This window comes from Candidatus Aquicultor secundus (assembly GCF_002791875.1).
Taxonomy (GTDB): Bacteria; Actinomycetota; Aquicultoria; order Aquicultorales; family Aquicultoraceae; genus Aquicultor_A; species Aquicultor_A secundus.
The window spans coordinates 355-3,380 of record NZ_PFNG01000121.1; the positions used below are offsets into that span (position 1 = coordinate 355).

At 51.3% G+C, this 3,026-nt stretch carries 4 protein-coding genes; all 4 read right to left on the reverse strand.

Annotation, left to right across the window (positions count from 1 at the left end):
* A partial coding sequence (uvrA, locus tag COY37_RS05015; protein ID WP_286976525.1) for an excinuclease ABC subunit UvrA occupies positions 1–1,934 on the reverse strand: 1,934 nt, incomplete at its 3' end.
* 207 nt (positions 1,935–2,141) lie between these two features.
* Complete coding sequence (locus tag COY37_RS05020; RefSeq protein ID WP_286677386.1) at positions 2,142–2,351, reverse strand: type II toxin-antitoxin system HicB family antitoxin; 210 nt, start codon at positions 2,349–2,351, stop codon at positions 2,142–2,144.
* A complete protein-coding gene (locus tag COY37_RS05025) occupies positions 2,352–2,546 on the reverse strand; it encodes a type II toxin-antitoxin system HicA family toxin (protein ID WP_286677385.1) in 195 nt (64 codons plus the stop codon). It abuts the gene before it with no gap.
* 148 nt (positions 2,547–2,694) lie between these two features.
* Positions 2,695–3,026: hypothetical protein (locus COY37_RS05030; protein ID WP_286976530.1), on the reverse strand; the 332-nt coding region annotated here is incomplete at its 5' end.

The window sequence follows — 3,026 nt, forward strand, 5'->3', positions numbered from 1 at the left end:
CCGCTGCCCGATACGCCGGTTACGGTGACAAACAGGCCGAGCGGAATATCTGCGTCGATATTTTTTAGGTTGTGCTCGCTCGCATCTTTTATCCGAAGCCATGCCTCACCGGGCACCCGGCGCTCGGTGGGAATTTCGATCTTACGCTTACCGCTTAAAAAATGGCCGGTAATTGATTCCGGGTTGTTCATGATATCGTTTAGCGTCCCCATTGCGATAATCCTTCCGCCGTGCTCGCCGGCAAGCGGCCCGATATCCACTATGTGATCCGCCTCGACCATGGTTTCTTCGTCATGCTCGACGACTATAAGCGTGTTGCCGAGGTCGCGGAGGCGCTTGAGCGTCTGTATCAACCTGCGATTGTCGCGCTGGTGAAGGCCGATACTCGGCTCGTCCAGCACATAAAGAACGCCTACCAGGCCTGAGCCTATCTGCGTGGCCAGGCGAATACGCTGCGCCTCGCCGCCGGAGAGCGTACCCGACGTGCGGTTTACCGTCAGGTAATCAAGGCCGACGTCGACAAGAAACTTCAGGCGCTCGCGCACCTCTTTAAGCACGCGGTGCGCTATCATCTGCTCGCGGTCGCTGAGGGTGACGTCGCTTATGAACGTAAGCGTGTCTCTGATCGACATCTCGCATAGTTCATAGATGTTGAGCCCGCCCACGGTTACGGCCAGGCTCTCGGGTTTCAGGCGTGCGCCGTTGCACACGGCGCACGGCCGCAGCGCCATGTACTGGCTGATCCACTCACGCGCATAGTCACTGTCGGTCTCGCGGTAACGGCGCGCCAGGTTTTTAAGCACGCCCTCAAAGGATGCATGGTAGCTCCTGGTGCGCCCGGTCATGCTGCGATACTTGATATGAATCGGGTGGCCCTCCGTTCCCAGCATTACGATCTTATGCTCGTCCTCGGAGAGGTCGTTCCATGGAGTATCCATATCTATATCAAATTCTTCGCAAACCGCCTTAATCAGCTTGGGATAAAAATCCATACGGCTATGGTAGAACGGATGGATAGCGCCTTCGTTGATGCTGAGATTCTCGTCCGGGATGATAAGCTCGGGATCGACGACCATTCTGGTACCGAGACCCGTGCACTCCTTGCACGCGCCGTACGGATTATTGAACGAGAACATCCTCGGTTCGAGTTCTTCAAGGCTTATTCCGCAGTCGATGCAGGCGAAATGCGTGCTGAAATCCTGCCGCTCGCCACCATCTATTACCTGGATAGATACGATCCCCTCACCCAGGCTTAGCGCCGTCTCGATGGAGTCTGCAAGCCTGCGCTGTATGCCGTCCTTCATAACGATCCTATCCACAACCACGTCGATGTCGTGGCGCTCTTTCTTGTCGATTTTTATATCTTCATCGAGGCCGTAGACCTTGCCGTCTACCTGCACCCTGGCAAAACCATCTTTTCGCAGGCGTTCGAACAGCTCGCGGTACTCACCCTTTCGACCACGCACAACCGGCGCCAGCACCTGCAGTTTTGTGCTGTCGGCAAGTTTTAAGACCTGCTCGACTATCTGCTGGGACGTCTGCTGGGTGATCTCTTTTCCGCAGCTCGGACAATGCGGTATGCCTATCCTCGCGTACAACAAGCGCAGGTAATCGTAGACTTCGGTAATCGTGCCGACGGTCGACCTTGGGTTTTTAGAGGTTGATTTCTGGTCGATGCAGATCGAGGGCGACAGCCCATCTATGTGGTCGACATCGGGTTTGTTCATCTGCCCCAGGAACTGCCTGGCGTACGCCGACAGGGATTCGACATAACGGCGCTGCCCCTCGGCATAGATCGTATCGATCGCCAGGGACGACTTGCCCGAGCCGCTCAAGCCCGTCATAACGATGAGTTTGTTCCTTGGAAGCTCCAGGTTTATATTCTTTAAGTTATGTTCTCTCGCTCCGCGAATAACTATCTTGTCTTCGTGCATTACCGTCTCATTTCCAGCTGTTCTGCTTGTGGCGTGAATGGATTTCCTTAGGGGATACTCCCAGAGTATATCCCTAATCTATTTAATCAATTATATCAGGGTTATGTCAGGACAATTATATCAGGAGCGGCAAGGGTAGGCGCTTGGCTGTTTCAGGGCCCAGAGGCCAGAGGCCGGGGTCAAGGGTTTAAATATGAAGGTTGTTAACTAAACGGCAATATATTTAGCAAAGGTATGGGGTTCCGGAATAGGTAAATTGTCTTCCTTTAATCCTTGTACATGCATCTTAATTGCCTCTTGCATATTTTGCTCCGCATCTTCAGGTGTAGACCCAGTGGCAATGCACCCAGGTAGATCCGGTGAATATGCCGAATAATTACCGTTCGCCTTTTCGATAATTACAAGAAAACGATACATCTATTTTACCTCCTTAAGCTTGGCCTGCTTTAGGATGCTATTTAATGTGCCTGGGCTTAAATCGTCACCTAGATGTCCTGCTATTGTAACTCTACCTGTTTTTGAAGAATGTCTATATTGCCTATGACTACCCTTTGTTGCGATCAAGCACCAACCATCATCTTCAATCATCTTTATAATATCACGTACCTTCAATATAATTCAGCCCCTAGCAACACTTTGATCACATGTTATTGCTTAGCCATGGTTATGTTCACGCTTGTGCATCTTATGCTTTAATAATGTATAGCATACAAGCACATTTGGGTAAAGCAAGATGGGAAAGCCGTAACCTTTTAAGGGCTTAAATTTCTCGTCCCTTTTCTTCCTTGCGGTTTACTGTAGCGGCTTTCTTGATTACTTTGAGCCCTTCCTGGGGAATAACCAGATCGGCTGTGACCGAAGTATCGGTTGGCTCGGGGAATGTTATTACCATGCGACCGGTATCCTTGCTTATAATGGCTTCACCAACGTTTTTATATCCTTTTTTGTACCAGCGGAGTTTGTAGTCGTTGCTGCCACCCAGCTTCTTGTCGGCTTGCTTAGCCGAGGTAACGGCACGCATGATGTCCCAATATCTGGGGCCGTCAGCGTAAGACACGCTTAAGGGTTCCTGATCCTGTTCATCCTGTGCCT